Raw genomic sequence first — 17,055 nt, forward strand, 5'->3', positions numbered from 1 at the left:
CTGTGAAACGTGTACTGAGTATCGGAGCGGCCGCCCTGGCAGTGGCCGGCGCGCTCGCCTACCCCCTGCTGTCCGCCGACAAGCAGGCCGACGCGTCCGTCGCCTCCGACGACGTCATCGCCAACCTGTGGTCGTGGCCGTGGACCTCCATCGCCACCGAGTGCACCAACGTCCTCGGCCCGGCCGGCTACGGCGCCGTGCAGGTCGCCCCGCCGGAGGACTCGATCAGCGTCGCCGGCCACCCGTGGTGGGACATCTACCAGCCGGCCGGCTACGACCTCAACAGCCGCATGGGCACCGCTGCGCAGTTCGCCTCGATGGTCAGCACCTGCCACGCGTCCGGCGTCAAGGTGTACGTCGACGCCGTCATCAACCACATGACCGGCGCCAACCAGACGTCGACCACGGCCTACGGGCCGGCGTCGTTCACCAACAACTACAGCTACCCGAGCGCCGGCTACGGGTACAACGACTTCCACCACAACCCGGGCGCCTGCCCGCAGTCGGACAACCAGATCCACGACTGGAACAACCAGACCGAGGTGTGGAACTGCCAGCTGGTCGGGCTGTCGGACCTCGCCACCGAGAGCGACTACGTCCGCACGAAGATCGCCGGGTACCTCAACAGCCTGCTCGCCGTCGGCGTCGACGGGTTCCGCATCGACGCCGCCAAGCACATGCCGCAGGCCGACCTCGCCGCCATCAAGGGCAAGCTCACCAACCCAGGCGTGTACTGGGCGCAGGAGGTCATGCCCGGCGGCAGCGGCAACCTGTCGATGGCCGCGTACGAAGGCATCGGCGGCATCCTGGAGTTCAACTACGCGACGAACCTGAAGAGCCAGTTCCAGGGCAGCATCGCCAACCTGCAGACCTTCGGCACCAGCTGGGGCCTGCGCCCGTCGGACAAGGCGACCGCGTTCGTGTCCAACCACGACACCGAGCGCAACGGCTCCACGCTCAGCTACAAGAACGGCAGTACCGACACCCTCGCCACCGTCTTCATGCTGGCCTGGAACTACGGCACCCCCAACGTCATGAGCTCCTTCAGCTTCACCAACACCGACGCGTCCCCGCCCGCCAACAGCAGCGGCTACGTCAGCGCCGTCACCTGCGGCAGCGGCTGGGAGTGCCAGCACCGGCAGCGCTCGATCCGCAACATGGTCGGCTTCCACAACGCCACGAAGGCGAGCCAGGCCGTCGGCAACTGGTGGAGCGACGGCTCGAACGCGATCGCCTTCTCCCGCGGCGCGCTCGGCTGGACCCTCATCAACAACGGCGGCGGCTCGGTCGCGTCGCGCACCTTCAGCACCGGCCTGCCCGCCGGCGTGTACTGCGACGTCATCCACGGCGACTACACGGCGTCGACGTCCACCTGCAGCGGCCCGACGGTCACGGTCAACGGCTCCGGCCAGGCCACCGTCGGCGCGAACGCGAAGGACGCCGTCGCCCTGCACGTCAACGCCCGCGTCACCGGCGGCACCCCGTCACCGACGCCGTCCACGTCGTCGCCCGTGCCGTCCGGCGTGGCCTTCACGGTGACCGGAGCGCCCACCGGCAACCCCGTCTACCTGATCGGGTCCGTGCCGGCGCTGGGCTCGTGGAACACCGCGAACGCGATCCCGATGACCGCGTCCGGGTCGGCGTGGACCACGTCCGTGGCCCTGCCCGCGGGTGCGCTGGAGTACAAGTTCATCACCAAGACCAGCGGCGGCGCCGTCACCTGGGAGCCGGGCAGCAACCACACGTACACGGTCCCGTCCGGCGGCACCGGCACCGTCACCGCGACCTGGAACGGTTCGACGACGACGACGAACCCGGCGGTCACCTTCAACGCCACGGTGACCACGGTCCTCGGCCAGAACGTCTACGTGATCGGGTCCGTGCCCGCCCTGGGCTCCTGGAACACGGCGAACGCGATCCCCCTGTCCTCCGCCGGCTACCCGGTCTGGTCCGGCACGGTCACCATGCCCGCGAACACCGCCGTGGAGTACAAGTTCATCAAGAAGGACGGCTCCGGCACCGTCACCTGGGAGAGCGGCGCCAACCGCACCCTGTCCACCGGCACCGCTGCGCAGACCGTCAACGCCACCTGGAAGTAGCCACCGTCACCGCAGCCCGGGCCCGCACCTGCGCGGGCCCGGGCCGCCGCGACCTGGGATGTGCTTCGGGCCTGGTCGCGCTTGTACTGTTCCGCGACCGGGCCCCTGTCGCGGGGGCGCTTTCTGTCGTCCTGCCCGTGTGCGGGCGGCCATTCGCTGGGCCGATGGTTCCGCGTAGCCTCCGGCCACGCGTATGGGTGGCGTGGCTGCGGTGGCTGCCGTGCCTGAGGTGACCTCCGCGCCGCCGTCCACACATGGTTCCCGCCGTCGAGGTACCTATGTTGTGGCGCACCGCCGTCGCTGGCACCAAACCCATAGTGGGCTGAACGGTCCGTGCCGGCGCGCGGCCAGTGGTGGTTTTGGTTCTCGGTACGAAAACCTTGGATTGGACTTGGCTTTTGCACCACGGGCGGTGGTGCGCCACGACATAGGTACCTCGACGGCGGTGGCAGGGTGTGCGCGGAGGTGCGGAGGTCACCTCAGACACGGCACCCAGGGTGACCACGCCACCCATACGCGTGGCCGGAGGCCGCGCGGAACCATCGGCCCAGCGATTGGCCGCCCCCACACGGGCTGAGGAACCGTAAGCGCCCCCGTGACAAGCTCAGCGGATCCGAACCGGAAGAAGGCCAGACCGGCGGAAAGCGGTCAGCGGGAAGGCGGGCGCAGGCCGGGGAACGGCGGGAACGAGCCGGTCGCGGGCGGGAACTCGCCGCCGGGCGGGAGCACGCCGACGGTCCGCGGGGCCGGGCCGGTGGACGACGGGAACGAGCCGGTGGTGGGGGCCGGCGCCGGGCGGGGGATGTCGTCCGGTTTGCGGGCCGGCATCGGCAGGACGATCGACGGGTCCACGGACCGGTCGATGCGGGCGGTGGTGTCCGGGGGCGCGGCGAACAGCGCCGGCTCGACCAGCACCGCGATCCCGTCCAGGCCGATCAGCTGCCGCGCGCCGTCCGGCCACGCGTGCATCACCGCGCAGGAGCGGTAGCGGACCGTGGCCCGGCACTCGCCGTCCACGATGCTGACGCCTTCGGCGCCGAGGACGAGCGCCGCGCCGGAGCCGTCGAGCGCGCGGTACGTGTGCCCGGGGAGCGCGTTCGTCGACGTCGTCGGCGCCGCCGTGAACCCCGCCCAGTCGGCGCGGCTGCCCGGCGGCACCTGCAGCAGCCCCGAGCCGAGGAGCTGCAGGGCGGCGTCGTGCACGTCGGCGAGGGTGACGGCGTACAGCCGGCCGCGCAGCTGGTCGAGGGTGTGCAGCCGGGTGCCGGTGAGCAGGTCGGTGGCCAGGCCCGGCAGCCGGCCGGCGGGCGCGTCGGGGTGGCGCAGCGCCTCGTCGGCTTTCGCCCGGACCGCGTCGAGCTCGGTCTGGGTGATCCGGCCGACCCGGAACCCGGCGAGGACGTCGACGAAGCCGCCGACGACCGCGCCCTGCTTCTCCGGCAGCGCGTCGGCGAACGCGGTGACCACCGCCATGCCGTCGCCGCGCGGGTCGTAGGAGGCGCTCGCCGCGTACGACAGGCCGCTCTCCTGCCGCAGCGACCGGAACAGCTCCCGCTCCAGCATCAGGGCGAACAGCGAACCGGCCACGTGCCGCCGCATGATGCCGTCGAAGACGACGCCGCCGCCGGCGCCGGTGTAGTACGCCGGGGTCGCCGGCAGGATCGTCGAGGCGGCCGGCACCGGGCGGAGCGTCCCGGCCGGCAGCCGCAGCCGCAGGCCCGGCGGGATCCGGTCGCCGGCGATCCACAGCACGGCGTTCGCGCGGGTGAACCACGCGTTCGCCCAGGCCTGCACGTCGTCGGGGCCGAGCCGGTCGATGCCCCACTCGGGGTAGCTGACCAGGCCGTAGTGCTGGGCGCCGTACCGCCACATCGGCAGCATCCGGTTGACGCCGCCGCCGCGCCCGGCCGCCTCGGTGCGCAGGATCGCCTTCTCGGTCTCCAGTCGCTGCACCGGCAGGTTCGCGAGGGAGTCGCAGACCATCTCCAGGTACGTGACGATGTCGCTCTCGCTGCCCTGCATGTGGAAGTGGGTGGCGATGCCGCCGGTGGCGCCGTTGTAGTGGTAGTCGGCGACGCCGTGCCGGTGCAGCGCGAGGTGCTCGACGAGGTGGGTGATGCCGATGCGGGCGGCGCCCTCGTCGGCCAGGCCGACCCGGAAGGTCAGCCCGGCGGTCATCGGGCCGGAGCTCGGCGCGAGCAGCGTCGGCACGCCGTCGACCTCGGTGCGGTGCAACATGGCTCAGCCCCTTCCCGATGCGCCCAGCGCGCGGTCCCGGAGGTTCGCGTACGCGGTGCCCGGCTTGTCGAAGTACTCCGACCAGAGCGGAGTGCGCCGCCCGGCGAGGGCCCGGAAGTGCGGCGCCGCGGCCGCGTGGTCGCCGATGAGGGAGAACAGCATCGCGAACCAGTCGTGCGCGGTGTAGTACCGGTAGCCGGGCTGGAACGCGGGATGCCGGACGGTCAGGTCGGCCACGGCATGGATCTGCGCGACGACCTTCGGGTCCCGCAGCAACGCCGTGCCCTCGGCGTCGTCGTCGGCGGCGCCGAAGCGCTCCATGTGCCCGGCCACGACGGCGAGGAGGCCGATCGACCCCGGCGGCGCGCTGCGCAGCAGCTCGGCGGAGAACTCGGCCACCTTCTCCCACGACCCGCCCCACTTCGGCTGCAGCTGCTGGATGAGGTGGTAGCCGGCGATGTACGCGTGCGGGTGGTGCACGCTGAGCCGGTCGTAGCGCCGGCGGGCCTCGTCGTGCCCGAGCGAGATGCCCCGGCAGATGATCATCCGCTCCAGCCACGCGTAGCCCTGCCCCGGCTCCCGGGCGGTGACCTCGATGAGGATCTGCTCGGCCCGGTTGAGGTGCTCGTGGAAGCCCGCCCATTGCTGTCTCGTCACGTTGCGGGCCCAGCCGGTGCCGCGGATGCCCCAGCCCCGCAGCACGGTGCGGACGCCGAGGAGGGTCTGTGCCAGCAGCCAGGTCGGATCCGCGGCCGGCACCCGCTGGAGCACCTCGTCGCTGAGGCGCTCCTCCACCTGGCGGCACGCCACCGAGAGGTCGTCGAGGCCGCGCAGGCCGCCGAGGAACGCGGCGACGGCGGGCCAGTCGCCACGGTCGGCGTCGGCGGCGAGCCGGCGCAGCTCGGTATAGAGGTCGACCGGCTCGCTCTGCGGCACCGGCATCTGAAACGGCACGGCGGGCAGCATATGCGACCCGCCGCGCCCGGGATGCCCCCTGATGAGGCGGGGTTTCGGGACGTCAGCTCGGTTCGTACGGGCGAGGCCCGGGCGACGACCCGCCCGACGGACGGCGGGGCCGGAGGGTTGGCATCGCCTCCGGCCCCGACCGTCCGGGTCGCTCAGTGCAGCCAGACGGCCGTGTCCGGCGGGAGCGTCCCGGCGGGCAGGTCGCCGCTCGCCAGGACGACGGAGCCGGGCGGGAGGGGGACCGCCGCGCCCGACAGGTTGACGACGCAGCGGACGCCGTCGCGGGTGAAGTCCAGCACGTCGGCGGGGGAATCCTGCCACGCCAGCGGGCCGGTGAACGTCCGGCGCAGGCGCAGCGCCTCCCGGTACAGCGAATGGAACGACGACGGCACGCCCTGCTGGGCCGAGGCGGCGAAGGACGACCAGTCGGGCTGGGGGAGCCAGGAGCGGCCGGTGGTGGAGAAGCCGTAGGCGGGCGCGTCCGCGGTCCAGGGCAGCGGGACGCGGCAGCCGTCGCGGCCGGGGTCGGTGCCGCCGGAGCGGTGCCACACCGGGTCCTGGCGGGCGTCGCCGGGCAGGTCGAGGACCTCCGGCAGGCCGAGCTCCTCGCCCTGGTACAGGTAGACCGCGCCGGGCAGGGCCAGCATGAGCAGCGCCGCGGCCCGGGCGATCGTGGCGGAGCCGAAGCGGGTGACGTGCCGGGCCTTGTCGTGGTTGGACAGCACCCACGTCGTCGGGGCGCCCACGCTGTCGGCGGCCTCGACGCAGGCGTCGATCGTGGCGCGCAGCTGCGTCGCGGACCACGGCGCGGCGAGGAAGTCGAAGTTGAACGCCTGGTGCAGCTCGTCGGGGGCGACGTAGCGGGCCAGCCGCAGCGGGGTCGACGCCCACGCCTCGGCGACGGCCATCCGGTCGCCGGGGTACGAGTCGAGGATCTTGCGCCACGCCCGGTAGATCTCGTGGACGCCGTCCTGGTCGAAGTACGGCAGCGGCTCCCGGCCGAGCAGCCCGATCTGCTGCGGGTGCCCCACCGACGGCAGGCCCGCCGCCTTGACCATGCCGTGGGCGACGTCGACGCGGAAGCCGTCGACGCCCCGGTCGAGCCAGAAGCGCAGCACCGACTCGAACTCGGCGCGCACGTCGGCGTTGTCCCAGTTGAGGTCGGGCTGGCCGGGGTCGAACAGGTGCAGGTACCACTCGCCGTCCGGGGTTTGCGTCCAGGCCCGCCCGCCGAAGATGGACTCCCAGTCGTTCGGGGGTTCACCGGGCGCGGCGGACGGCCGGAAGATGTACCGGTCGCGCTCCAGCGACCCCGGTCCGGCGGCGACCGCCTCCGTGAACCACGCGTGCTGCGACGACGTGTGGTTCGGCACGATGTCGACGATGACCCGGATGTCCAGGGCGTGCGCGGCGGCGAGCATCGCGTCGAAGTCGGCCAGGGTGCCGAACAGCGGGTCGACGTCGCGGTAGTCGGCCACGTCGTAGCCGCCGTCCACCATGGGGGAGCGGTAGAAGGGCGTCAGCCAGATCGCGTCGACGCCGAGCTCGCGCAGGTACGGCAGGCGCTCCCGCAACCCGATGAGGTCGCCCTCGCCGTCGCCGTTGCCGTCGGCGAAGCTGCGGACGTAGATCTCGTAAATGGCAGCGGTGCGCCACCAGTGTGAAGAAGGCACGGTGAAGGAATCCCTTGCGCTGAAGAGAAGACAGGAGGGGGAGGAACTCAGCGGGCGACGATGCCCGTCGAGCCGCGGACCACCAGCTCGGGTGGGAACAGGAACTCCGAGTGCGGGGTCGGCTGCCCGTTGATGGTGTCGACGAGGGCGCGCACGGCGGCGTTGGACATCGCCCGGACGGGCTGCCGCAGGGTCGTCAGCGGCGGGTCGGTGAAGGCGATGAGCAGCGAGTCGTCATAGCCGACGACGGAGACGTCCCTGGGCACCGACAGGCCGCGGGCGCGGGCGGCGCGGATCGCGCCGAGCGCCATCAGGTCGGAGCCGCAGACGAGGCCGGTCGCGCCGCGCGCGATGAGCCGGTCGGCGGCGGCCGCGCCGCCCTCGACGCCGAAGAGGGACAGCTCGACCATCTCCTCGAGGCCGTGCCGCTGCATCGCCGCGCGGTAGCCGGTGAGCTTGCGCTGCACCGGGGAGAAACGGTCGGGGCCCGAGATGAGGCCGATGCGGGTGTGGCCGAGCGAAGCGAGGTGGTCGACCGCCGTCTGGCTGGCGAGCCGGTCGTCGCAGGAGATGCAGGGCGCGTCGAGGCCCGCGACGTAGCCGGTGATCATCACGATCGGCAGGGGCCGGTCGATCAGCTTGCGGTAGCGGTCGTGGTCGGCGGTGGTGTCGGCGTGCAGGCCGGAGATGAAGATGATCCCGGCGACGGACCGGTCCAGCAGCATCTCGACATACTCGTCCTCGGTCACGCCGCCCGGGGTCTGCGTGCACAGCACCGGCGTGAAGCCGTGCTGGGCGAGCGAGGACTCGATGATCTGGGCGAAGAGCGGGAAGATGGGGTTCTCCAGCTCGGGCGTGACCAGTCCGACGAGGCCCGCGCTGCGCTTGCGCAACCGCTCCGGGCGCTCGTATCCGAGCACGTCGAGCGCGGTGAGGACGGCCTGCCGCGTGTCCGCGCTGACGCCGGCGCGATTGTTGAGCACGCGGGACACCGTCGCCTCGCTGACCTCCGCCTGCCGGGCGATGTCAGCGAGCCGGGCACGGGGTGGCTCGGTGGACATGAGGCGACTGTAAAGCATCGAACCGCCATTTGTGAAAGGTCGATGCAAGGTCTTTCATTCGTCGCAAGCTCTTGCTAGCGTTCGGCCACGGCGCGCGGGTGTCGTTGGAATCGCGACCCGGCATCCGCCCGCCACACACCCCGCTTCACACCCCGCATCCAGGCATTTCCCCGTGGCTCCCGTCAGGGAGGCCGCGCACCACACCCTGCAAAAGACCCTCAGCACCTCCCTGTCCGAACAGGAGAATCCCCATGCGCATCCGCATCACGGGTGTCGTCACCCTTGCGGCTCTGTCGTTAGTGCTCACCGGCTGCGGCGGCAGCGACGGCGACAAGTCCGGCTCCTCGACCGAGTCCAAGGCGGCGGCCGGCGGCACCCTCACCATCTGGGCCGACGACCAGCGCTCCGCCGCGCTCAAGCCGTTCGCCGAGAAGTTCGGCAAGGACAACGGCGTCACCGTCCAGGTCCAGGCCGTCTCCAAGGACCTGCAGACCAACTTCGTGACCGCGTCGCAGTCGGGCAAGGGCCCGGACATCGTCGTCGGTGCCCACGACTGGATCGGCAACCTGGTCCAGAACGGCGCGATCGACCCGGTGCAGCTGCCCGACGCGCAGAAGTCGGCGTTCGCCGAGGTCGCGGTCAAGGCCGTCACGTTCAACGGCCAGCTCTACGGCGTCCCGTACGCCATCGAGAACCTCGCCCTGATCCGCAACACCGACCTGGCGCCCACCGCGCCCGCGTCGATCGAGGACCTCGTCAAGGCCGGTCAGACGCTGAAGACGGCCGGCAAGGTCACCAACATCATGTCGCTGCAGGTCGGCACCAACGGCGACGCCTACCACGCGTACCCGCTGTACGCCTCCGCCGGCGGCTACCTCTTCGGGCAGAAGGCGAACGGCGACTACGACCCCGCCGACCTGGGCGTGGACAAGCCCGCGTCGGTCGAGGCGTTCAAGAAGATCGCGGCGCTCGGCGAGAAGGGCAGCGGCGCGCTGACCCGCTCCATCACCGGCGACAACGCCATCCCCACGTTCACCGGCGGCAAGACCGCGTTCCTCATCTCCGGCCCGTGGGCCGTCGCCGACATCAAGAAGGCCGGCGTCAAGTACGACATCACCCCGATCCCGGCGTTCGCCGGCGGCAAGCCCGCCCAGCCGTTCGTCGGCGTGCAGGCGTTCTACGTCGCGTCGAAGGGTCGTAGCAAGGCCCTGGCCAACGAGTTCATCACCAACTACCTGACGAAGCCCGACCTGCAGGTCGCGCTCTACCAGGCCAACCCGCGCCCGCCGGCGCTCGTCGCCGCGCTCGACCAGGTCAAGGGCACCGACCCGGACATCCAGAAGTGGCTGGAGGCCGGCAAGGGCGGCGCCGTGCTCCCCGCGATCCCGGCCATGGCCGCGGTCTGGGACCCGTTCGGCAAGGCCGAGGCCGCGATCGTCGGCGGCGCCGACGTGCAGTCGACGCTGACGGCCGCCGGTAAGGCGATCTCCGAAGCGATCGCCAAGTAACGATGACGACGACCCAGCGGGGAGGCGGCTCGCTCGCCGGCCCCACCATCAAGATCGCCCTGCTCGGCGCCGGGCTGGCGTTGGCGATCGCGGCCGCCCTCCCGCTGGTCGACGCCCACGCCTGGGGCTGGCTCGCGGTGCTCGCCGCGACCACCGCACTGCTCTTCTACATCTACCTGACCCCGCGGCACATCGCCGCCAAGTACCTGGTGCCCGGCACCGTCTTCCTGCTCGCGTTCCAGGCGGTGCCGGTGCTCTACACGGCCAGCACCGCGTTCACCAACTACGGCGACGGGCACCGCGGCAGCAAGGCCGAGGCCGTCACCGCCGTGCAGGGCGCGTCGGTCAAGCAGGTCCCCGGTTCCATGGAGTACGACCTGGCCGTCGCCACCCGGGAGGGCGCCATCGTCTTCCTGCTGGTCGACAAGACCGGCGCGACGTTCGTCGGCGACGGCACCGGCCTGCACCCCGCGCGGCTCACCGTCTCCGGCGGGAAGATCGTCGAGGCGGACGGCTACACCCTGCTGACCCTCGGCGAGGCCAACCTCCGCAACGACGACATCCTCGCCTTCAGCGTCCCGACCGGCGAGGGCGCGGTCCGCGCGTCCGGCCTCACCCGCGCGTACAACGGGCAGGCCACCCAGTTCTACGACCAGGGCTGCGACTGCGTCACCGACCGCGGCACGGGCAAGCAGTGGAAGGCCGACAACGCCTCCGGCAGCTTCGTCGCCGCCGACGGCGAGCGGCTCCCGCAGGGCTGGAAGGTGTCCGTCGGGCTCGACAACTTCACCCGGGTCCTCACCGACTCCCGCATCTCCGGGCACTTCCTGAGCACCATGGCGTGGAACTTCGCGTTCGCGATCGGCTCGGTCCTCGTCACGTTCGGCCTCGGCCTCGGGTGCGCCCTCGCGCTCAACGCCGACCGGTTGCGCGGCCGCAGCCTGTACCGGGTGCTGCTGGTGCTGCCGTACGCCATGCCCGGGTTCGCGATGCTGCTCGTCTGGCGCGACATGTTCAACCAGCAGTTCGGGCTCATCAACCGGTTCTTCGGCATCGACGTCGACTGGTTCGGCACGCCGTGGACGGCCCGGCTCGCGGTCATCCTCGTGCAGCTGTGGATGGGGTACCCGTACATGTTCCTCGTCGCCACGGGCGCGCTGCAGGCGATCCCGAAGGAGATGACGGAGGCCGCGACCATCGACGGCGCCTCGGTGCTGCAACGCTTCCGGCAGGTCACCCTGCCGCTGCTGCTGGTCGCGCTGACCCCGCTGCTCATCGCGTCGTTCGCGTTCAACTTCAACAACTTCAACGCGATCTACCTGACCACGGAGGGCGGCCCGTTCCCGCCGGACGACTCCACGGTCGGCGCCACCGACCTGCTCATCACCTACACGTACCGGCTGGCGTTCGGCGGCTCCGGCGCCCAGTTCGGCTTCGCCGCGGCGATCTCGGTCTACATCTTCGCCATCGTGGCGGTCGTGTCGCTGATCGGGTTCCGGCGCAGCCGCAAGCAGGAAGAGGTCTACTCGTGACCAAGTGGATGCGCAGGATGGGCTGGCGGCACGCCGTCGGGGTCGCCGCCCTGGTGTTCTCGCTCTTCCCGATCGTGTTCGTGGTGTCCGCCGCGTTCAACCCCGTCGGCTCGCTGAGCTCCACGGAGCTGTACCCGACCGGCGCGAGCACCGCGAACTTCACCGACCTGTTCGGCAAGACCGCCTTCGGCCGGTGGTACGTCAACTCCGTCGTCATCGCGAGCATCGCCGCGGCCACGGCCGTGTTCCTGTCGGTGCTCGCCGCCTACGCCTTCTCCCGCATGCGTTTCGCCGGCCGCCGGGTCGGGCTGATGGCGCTGCTGCTCATCCAGATGTTCCCGCAGTTCCTCGCGGTCGTCACGATCTACCTGATCTTCGCCGGGATCGGCGACTTCTATCCCGCGTTCGGACTGGACACCCCGTGGGGGCTGATGCTGCTGTACCTCGGCGGCGCGCTCGGCGTGAACACCTGGCTGATGAAGGGGTTCCTCGACACCGTGCCGCGGGAGCTGGACGAGTCGGCGGTCATGGACGGCGCCACCCACGCGCAGACGTTCTTCCGGATCACGCTGCCGCTGATCGCGCCGATCCTCGCGGTGACCGCGCTGCTCGGCTTCATCGGCACGATCAACGAGGTCCTCCTCGCCAACGTGTTCCTGCGCTCCGACGACTCCAAGACCCTCGCCGTCGGCCTCTACGGGCTGATCGCCGGGCAGCGCAACGCGAACTTCGGCATGTTCTGCGCCGGGTCGCTGCTGACCGCGATCCCCACGGTGCTCGTGTTCCAGTCGCTGCAGCGGTACATCGTGTCGGGCCTGACCGCGGGGGCGGTGAAGGGATGATCCACCACGACGGCTCGGCCCTGCACGTGCCGGACCAGTCCCCGGTCCCCGGCAGCGACGTCGACGTCCACCTGCGCACCTCGCCGGGCGTGCGGCAGGTCCACGTGCGGTCCGTCGTGGACGGTGAGCCGCGGTTCAGCGAGGCCGTCCCTGCTCGTGAACAGGGCGGCGAGATCTGGTGGCGGGCTTCGCTGCCGGTGCGCAACCCCGTGACGCCGTACCGGTTCCTGGTCGACGAGCACTGGTACACGGCGAACGGCCTGGCCGGTCACGAGGTCCCCGACACGACGGACTTCCGCCTCGTCGCGCACCCCGCGCCCGCGGCCTGGATCCGTGACGCCGTCATCTACCAGATCTTCCCCGACCGGTTCGCCCGGTCGGCCGCGTACGCCGAACGCGCCCTGCCCTCGTGGGCGGTGCCGAGCGGCTGGGACGCCCCCGTCATCGGCCGTGGCGAGCTCGCCGGGCGGCAGATCTACGGCGGAGACCTCGACGGCATCATCGGCCGCCTGGAGCACATCCGGTCTCTCGGCGCAGACACCGTCTACCTGACCCCGTTCTTCCCGGCCGGGTCCAACCACCGCTACGACGCGTCCACCTTCGACGCCGTCGACCCGCTGCTCGGCGGCGACGCGGCCCTCGCCCGGCTCGCCGACGCCCTGCACGCCCGCGGGATGCGGCTCATCGGCGACATCACCACCAACCACACCGGCGACGGGCACGAATGGTTCCACGACCCGGCCGCCCGCGACCGCTACTACCACGACGCCGATGGCGGCTACGCCGCCTGGCTGGGCGTGCCGAGCCTGCCGAAGCTCAACTGGAGCTCCACCGGGCTGCGCAAGGCGTTCGTCGACCCGCTGCAACGCTGGCTCGAGCACCTCGACGGCTGGCGGGTCGACGTCGCCAACATGACCGGCCGGCACGGCACCGACGACCTCACCCACGAGGTGTCGCGGCTCGTCGCCCGCGCCGTGCGCGACGTGCGCCCCGACGCGATGCTGGTCGCCGAGCACGCCCACGGCGCCGGCGGCGACCTCGACGCCGACGGCTGGCAGGGCACCATGAACTACGCCGGCTTCACCCGTCCACTGTGGACCTGGCTGCGCGGGCCGGACCTGGCGCTGCCGGACTTCCTCGGCGTCCCCGGCGGGGTGCCGGCCCGCGGCGGCGACGCCGTCGTCAAGGCCATGCGGGCGGTCTCGTCGAGCATGTCGTGGCGGTCGTGGACGCACTCGTGGTCGGCGCTGAGCACCCACGACACGCCCCGCATCCGCACCGTCGCCGGCGACCCCGGCCGGGTCGAGGTCGCCGCCGGGCTCCTGGCGACCCTGCCGGGCGTGCCGATGCTCTTCGCCGGCGACGAGCTCGGCCTCACCGGCGCGTACGGCGAGGAGTCCCGCACCCCGATGCCGTGGCACGACGAGGCGAGCTGGCACCGGCCGACCCTGGACCGCTACCGGGCGCTGCTCGGGCTGCGCCGCGCCCACCCGGCGCTGCGGCACGGCGGGATGCGGGTCGAGCACGCCGACGCCGACACCATCGCGTTCTGGCGGGAGACCGCGTCGGAGCGGCTCCTGATCTTCGCCCGCCGCGCGTCCGGCCCGCCGGTGGACCTGCCCCTCACCGGTGCGGTCAACGTCTACGGCGGCGCCGCCGAGGCCCCGGCCGACGGGCCGACCTTCCAGGTATGGCAATTCATGGCAACACCGATTGACCGACCGTGATGCCTTCCCTTCACTGACTGTCATGTCTCTGCGTCGTCTCGCGCTGCCCGCCGCCGCCTTGCTCGCGATCTGCTCGATCCCGGGTACCGCGGCGGCCCACACCACCGTCCACACCGGCTCGGGGCGGCCCGCGCTCGCCCTGGCCGGCGGGCGGCTCTACGCCTCGTGGGCCGGCTCCACCTCCGGCACCTACGGCAAGCAGCTCATCATCGGCACGTCGGTGGACGGCGGCCGCACGTTCACCAAGGACAACAGCGTCGTCGAGCGCACCCCGGAGGGAGAGGGGCCGGCCCTGAGCGCCGACGGCTCCGGCGTCCGGCTCGCCTGGTCCGCCGCCAACAACGGCAACACGCTGACGGTGGCGTACACCGGCGGCACCGGCCTGCAGTGCCGGACCGCGTTCGCCGGAGTGCGGACCGACCGCTCGCCGGCCCTCGCGCTCGACGCCGCCACCGGCACCCGCTGGATCGCCTGGACCGGCACCGACAGCCGGATCAACGTCGCCCGGCTCGACACCGGTGCCTGCGCCGCGGTGCTGCGGGACCGGGTCACCCTCGCCGAGACCACCGCCCACGGCCCGGCGCTCGTGTTCGACGACTCCGGCGCGGAGAACGGGCTGCTCCTCGGCTGGACCGGCGCGGGCGGGGCGATCAACCTCGGCACCGTCACGACCGGCTCGGCCGAGCTGACCAACCGCTCCACCGTGATCCAGCCCGGGCAGCAGCTGGCCTCGGGCGGGCTCGGGCTCACGTCGCACCCGGCGGACCTCTACGTCTGGTTCCGCGCGACCGACGGCGTCGTGCGCCGCGGCTACTCCCAGGGCTGCCGGCCGACCTGCTTCTACGTGTACGCGTCGGAGCTGCAGTCGGCGTCCGACGTGGGCGTGGGCAGCGACGGCTTCCACGACACCATCGGATACTTCGACGCTCGCGGGAAGCTCAACGTGGCCACCTATTGACAGGTTGGCTGCCTATTGCGGAGAGTTCGGTCGGGGCTTATTTCAAGTCCTGAAGTTTCCGCGCCCTCCCCGCCAGGAGCTGTCAACATGGTCCCAACCCGACCGTTGCTCGCCCTGTCCGTCCTGGCTGCGTCGGTGGTGGCCCTGAGCGCGCCCAGCGCCCAGGCCGCCGCCACCAGTGTCCAGGTCTACTGGAGCTCCGAGTCCCGCACCGCCGGCTACGAACCCAAGAACGGCAACTGGTACACCAACCCGGCCACCGGCCTCGCCGGCACGCCCTACCAGCTGTCCCGCCAGGCCGACACGCCCGTCGTGGCGGCCACCGGTACACCCACCATCACCGCCGACACGAACAACCGCTTCCAGACGATCCTCGGCGTCGGCTCGTCGCTGGAGGAGTCCACCGTCTACAACCTGTCGCGGATGAGCGCCACCGCCCGCGACCGGGCCCTGCGCGCGCTCGTCGACCCCGCCACCGGCGCCGGCTTCAACGTCATCCGGATCACGTTCGGCACCAGCGACTTCACGTCCGGCGCCTTCTACACCTACGACGACGGCGCCGCCGACCCGACCCTGTCGCGCTTCTCGATCCAGCGCGACATCGACCTCGGCATCATCGCCACCGTCCGCCAGGCCCTCGCCATCAACCCCGACATCAAGGTGTTCGCGAGCGCGTGGTCGGCGCCGCCGTGGATGAAGACCAGCAACGCCATCATCGGCGGCAGCCTCAACACCAGCCAGATCCCGACCCTGGCCGCCTACTACCGGCGGGCCGTCGCGGCGTACACCGCCCAGGGCATCCCGATCCACGCCCTCACCCTGCAGAACGAGCCGCTGTTCTCCCCGCCGGACTACCCCGGCATGCTCGTCTCCGCCGACCAGGAGCGGCAGCTCGCCAAGGCGCTGCGCACCGAGCTGACCAACAACGGCTTCAGCACCCGCATCTGGGCGTTCGACCACAACTTCGCCGAGGCGGTCTCCTACGCCGCCGGTGTCCTGGGCTCATCGAGCGCGCACTCCGACGCCTACTCGTCGGTGGACGGCATCGCGTTCCACGACTACGCCGGCGACCCGTCGGCGATGAGCACCGTGAAGGCGTCCTACCCGGACAAGGACATGCTGATGACCGAGCGCTCCGTGTGGGGCACCTCGGGCGCCGACCGGATCGTGCAGTACTTCCGCAACAACGCCACCCTGTATGAGGGCTGGGTCAGCATGCTCGACCAGAACCGCTCGCCCGAGCGGTGGTCCGGCTCGCCCGACCCGACGATGCTCGTGCAGAGCACCGGCAACCGCGACACCTTCTGGGCGCTGCCGGACTACAACATGGTCGCCCAGTTCTCGAAGTTCGTGAAGCCCGGCGCCCGGCGGGTCTCCACCGGCTACGGCAGCACCGGCACCGTCACCAACGTCGCGTTCCTCAACCCCGACGGCACGCTCGTCACCGTCGTGGTCAACCAGACCGGCGGCAACCAGGCGTTCACGCTGCGGGTCGGCACCCAGCAGATCAGCAGCACGCTGCCGGCGAAGACGGTCGGCACCTACCTGTGGGCCGGGGCCAGCAGCGGTACGCCGTCCACACGGGTCGGGCCGATCACCGGGTACGGCGCGAAGTGCGTCGACGTGGCCGGCGCGAACCCGGCGAACGGCACGAAGATCCAGCTGTGGACGTGCAACGGCACCACCGCCCAGTCGTGGACCGCCGGCACGGACGGCACGCTCCGCGCCCTCGGCAAGTGCCTGGACGTCGCCGCGGCCAACTCCGCGAACGGCACGAAGGTGCAGCTCTACGACTGCAACGGCAGCACGGCGCAGACCTGGACGGCACCCGGCGACGGGACGCTCCGCGCGCTCGGCAAGTGCCTGGACGCCACCGGGCCCAGCTCGGCGGACGGCACGCAGCTGCAGATCTGGGCCTGTGGGACCGGCGCCAACCAGCGCTGGACCCTGCCGGCCTGACGGTCCGTTTCTCAGGCGCGCCTTTTGTCAGGCGCGCGCCGCGACCGGCGCGCGCCTGGCGCGGCGGCGCTCCACCCACAGCTCGAACAGCAGCGTCGTGAACGGCGGGATCGACGCCGCGGCGCCGACGAGCAGCCGGAGGAAGCTCCACCGCTCCTTCGCCGTCACCCATACGAGCGCGGCGAGGTAGGCCACGAACATCGCCCCGTGGATCGGCCCGAAGATCTTCACGCCGATCTCGTTCTCGACCACGACGTACTTGAAGAACATCCCGATCAGCAGGCCGGCCCAGGAGCACGCCTCGCCGATCGCGGCGATCCGGAACACGCGCGCGGCGGTGTCGGCGTTGGTCATCGCAACAGCCTGCACCCTGCCCCCTGACATGGCGGAGGGCGGGTCCCCTTGTTGTGGCCGGTCCCCCCCCCAGGGGTTGTTTTTTTTGTTTGAGGGGAAACCCAATTCTGTTTCGCCCGCGGTGCCGGCGGGGGTTCC

At 71.5% G+C, this 17,055-nt stretch carries 12 protein-coding genes; 7 read left to right on the top strand and 5 right to left on the bottom strand.

Going from position 1 to position 17,055, the window contains the following annotated elements; genetic code table 11:
• The first annotated feature begins 2 nt into the window (after positions 1–2).
• Positions 3–2,099: a carbohydrate-binding module family 20 domain-containing protein gene (locus ACZ6TV_RS52980; RefSeq protein WP_465308968.1), complete on the top strand. Its 2,097-nt coding sequence runs from the start codon at positions 3–5 to the stop codon at positions 2,097–2,099.
• A 648-nt stretch (positions 2,100–2,747) separates the two neighbouring features.
• Here ACZ6TV_RS52980 and ACZ6TV_RS52985 read toward each other — a convergent pair.
• The 4 genes from ACZ6TV_RS52985 to ACZ6TV_RS53000 form a co-directional block, all read right to left on the bottom strand.
• Positions 2,748–4,337, bottom strand: a complete 1,590-nt coding sequence (locus ACZ6TV_RS52985) for a M16 family metallopeptidase (RefSeq protein ID WP_465308970.1) — start codon at positions 4,335–4,337, stop codon at positions 2,748–2,750.
• Between the two features lie 3 nt (positions 4,338–4,340).
• On the bottom strand, positions 4,341–5,291 hold the full coding sequence (locus tag ACZ6TV_RS52990; RefSeq protein ID WP_465308972.1) for a hypothetical protein: 951 nt from the start codon (positions 5,289–5,291) through the stop codon (positions 4,341–4,343).
• A 164-nt stretch (positions 5,292–5,455) separates the two neighbouring features.
• A complete protein-coding gene (locus ACZ6TV_RS52995) occupies positions 5,456–6,976 on the bottom strand; it encodes a glycoside hydrolase family 13 protein (protein WP_465308974.1) in 1,521 nt (506 codons plus the stop codon).
• Positions 6,977–7,023: 47 nt separating this feature from the next.
• Positions 7,024–8,055 (bottom strand): LacI family DNA-binding transcriptional regulator, encoded by a 1,032-nt coding sequence (locus tag ACZ6TV_RS53000; protein WP_465308976.1) that lies wholly within the window; start codon positions 8,053–8,055, stop codon positions 7,024–7,026.
• 233 nt (positions 8,056–8,288) lie between these two features.
• On the opposite strand from ACZ6TV_RS53000, the gene ACZ6TV_RS53005 reads away from it, so the two are divergent.
• The 6 genes from ACZ6TV_RS53005 (at position 8,289) to ACZ6TV_RS53030 (ending at position 16,563) form a co-directional block, all read left to right on the top strand.
• Positions 8,289–9,545: a sugar ABC transporter substrate-binding protein gene (locus ACZ6TV_RS53005; protein ID WP_465308978.1), complete on the top strand. Its 1,257-nt coding sequence runs from the start codon at positions 8,289–8,291 to the stop codon at positions 9,543–9,545.
• A gap of 2 nt (positions 9,546–9,547) precedes the next feature.
• Positions 9,548–11,077 (top strand): ABC transporter permease subunit, encoded by a 1,530-nt coding sequence (locus tag ACZ6TV_RS53010; protein WP_465308980.1) that lies wholly within the window; start codon positions 9,548–9,550, stop codon positions 11,075–11,077.
• Positions 11,078–11,085: 8 nt separating this feature from the next.
• Complete coding sequence (locus ACZ6TV_RS53015; protein WP_465308994.1) at positions 11,086–11,919, top strand: sugar ABC transporter permease; 834 nt, start codon at positions 11,086–11,088, stop codon at positions 11,917–11,919.
• On the top strand, positions 11,916–13,646 hold the full coding sequence (locus tag ACZ6TV_RS53020; RefSeq protein WP_465308982.1) for a glycoside hydrolase family 13 protein: 1,731 nt from the start codon (positions 11,916–11,918) through the stop codon (positions 13,644–13,646). Before ACZ6TV_RS53015 ends, ACZ6TV_RS53020 begins: the two co-directional genes overlap by 4 nt.
• 22 nt (positions 13,647–13,668) lie before the next feature.
• The gene (locus ACZ6TV_RS53025; protein ID WP_465308984.1) at positions 13,669–14,604 is read left to right on the top strand and encodes a hypothetical protein; all 936 of its coding nucleotides are present in this window, start codon (positions 13,669–13,671) and stop codon (positions 14,602–14,604) included.
• A gap of 87 nt (positions 14,605–14,691) precedes the next feature.
• Positions 14,692–16,563, top strand: a complete 1,872-nt coding sequence (locus tag ACZ6TV_RS53030) for a ricin-type beta-trefoil lectin domain protein (RefSeq protein ID WP_465308986.1) — start codon at positions 14,692–14,694, stop codon at positions 16,561–16,563.
• A 27-nt stretch (positions 16,564–16,590) separates the two neighbouring features.
• On the opposite strand, the gene ACZ6TV_RS53035 is transcribed toward ACZ6TV_RS53030, so the two are convergent.
• A complete protein-coding gene (locus ACZ6TV_RS53035) occupies positions 16,591–16,917 on the bottom strand; it encodes a DUF3817 domain-containing protein (RefSeq protein ID WP_465308988.1) in 327 nt (108 codons plus the stop codon).
• Positions 16,918–17,055: the final 138 nt, after the last annotated feature.

The organism is Dactylosporangium sp. NPDC051087, assembly GCF_055586325.1.

Bases quoted from the DNA above. Each gene is read 5' to 3' on its own strand.
- ACZ6TV_RS53020 (WP_465308982.1), top strand. From the start codon at position 11,916: ATGATCCACCACGACGGCTCGGCCCTGCACGTGCCGGACCAGTCCCCG.
- ACZ6TV_RS53000 (WP_465308976.1), bottom strand. From the start codon at position 8,055: ATGCTTTACAGTCGCCTCATGTCCACCGAGCCACCCCGTGCCCGGCTC.
- ACZ6TV_RS53025 (WP_465308984.1), top strand. From the start codon at position 13,669: ATGTCTCTGCGTCGTCTCGCGCTGCCCGCCGCCGCCTTGCTCGCGATC.
- ACZ6TV_RS53035 (WP_465308988.1), bottom strand. From the start codon at position 16,917: ATGACCAACGCCGACACCGCCGCGCGCGTGTTCCGGATCGCCGCGATC.
- ACZ6TV_RS53030 (WP_465308986.1), top strand. From the start codon at position 14,692: ATGGTCCCAACCCGACCGTTGCTCGCCCTGTCCGTCCTGGCTGCGTCG.
- ACZ6TV_RS53005 (WP_465308978.1), top strand. From the start codon at position 8,289: ATGCGCATCCGCATCACGGGTGTCGTCACCCTTGCGGCTCTGTCGTTA.
- ACZ6TV_RS53010 (WP_465308980.1), top strand. From the start codon at position 9,548: ATGACGACGACCCAGCGGGGAGGCGGCTCGCTCGCCGGCCCCACCATC.
- ACZ6TV_RS53015 (WP_465308994.1), top strand. From the start codon at position 11,086: ATGCGCAGGATGGGCTGGCGGCACGCCGTCGGGGTCGCCGCCCTGGTG.
- ACZ6TV_RS52985 (WP_465308970.1), bottom strand. From the start codon at position 4,337: ATGTTGCACCGCACCGAGGTCGACGGCGTGCCGACGCTGCTCGCGCCG.